The sequence below is a fragment of the Mycobacterium sp. genome, assembly GCF_008709575.1.
GTDB lineage: Bacteria > Actinomycetota > Actinomycetes > Mycobacteriales > Mycobacteriaceae > Mycobacterium.
In genome coordinates, this window is sequence record NZ_VYIK01000161.1 from 305 (window position 1) to 1,323 (window position 1,019).

Below are 1,019 nucleotides of genomic sequence, written 5' to 3' on the forward strand. Positions count from 1 at the left end.
AGCGCCGCCGGCTCTTCGTCGTCCTGCTGCAGCCGCTGCGCCAGTGCCAATGCAAGGTAGCCGCCTGCCGAGTCACCCGCCAACACGATCTGCTCGGGCTCGTATCCGCGCAGCCGCAGCCAGCGGTATGCGTCGTGACAGTCGTCGAGGGCCATGCCGACCGAGTGCTTGGGGATCAGCCGATAGTTGACCACTAGCACCGGTGAGTCGGCGTATCTCGAGATCGCATTGACCACCCTGCTGTGCGAGTTCGCCCCACAGGTCAAAAACGCGCCGCCGTGCAAGTACAGCACCACCCGCCGCTTGACATCCGCGGGCAGCACCCCGGAGGCGCGCACCAGCTGCGCGCTGGCGTGAGGCAAACTCACTGTCGTCCGGACGGTGCCGGGGGCGGGAATCAAGACCCGGCAGGCGAAGTCGACGATGCCAAAGGGCCAGGGCAGATGGGGGATATAGCTGCCTACGGCCAGGGCGGGCCTAATCGTCAGCCGCGACGTCAGCGCCACCATCCGGCCAGCGATGCTGGGGCCGGTCTCGACGACCTCGACGCGAACACCGTCGCTAACTGGAAACCCACGGGCGTTCAGCACGCGAGCTGCGCTCACACGCAAGCCATCACGCTCGGCCGCGTAGAGCCCCATTACAACGCCTGTCTTTCGTGAAACACCCTCCGCTGCACGACTTTAGACCGGGAATCCGTTGTCGCTCAGCGCGGGCATCTCGTTGACTTCTACGCCATCCTCTCCGACGTAGCCATCGCAGGCTTCCCCCCAAAGAGCGCACTTTGCTCTCCACTTGGGGGCATGCCCCGGAAACGACGCTGCCTCCGAACCGAACTGGTCAAGTACGGCGAGTTAAGCCGGTGACGTTCGTCGAGCGCCTTAGGTTCGAAGCCTGCGTGATCGAGCTCTTCCTCGTCCAATTCATTTCCGCGACATCGCTCAGTCGTGTTGGGGTTGAGCACACCATGTTGGCGTTTACCGATGCGGAAAGGGTCATATCTGGATTATCGTTACGTA

The 1,019-nt window shown here is 63.3% G+C and carries 1 protein-coding gene; it reads right to left on the minus strand.

Translation table 11 applies throughout. The features are described 5' to 3' along the window. Window positions 1-605 (minus strand): alpha/beta hydrolase fold domain-containing protein (locus tag F6Q13_RS17525; protein WP_293059257.1); only part of this gene is annotated, 605 nt, incomplete at its 3' end. Window positions 606-1,019 lie beyond the last annotated feature (414 nt).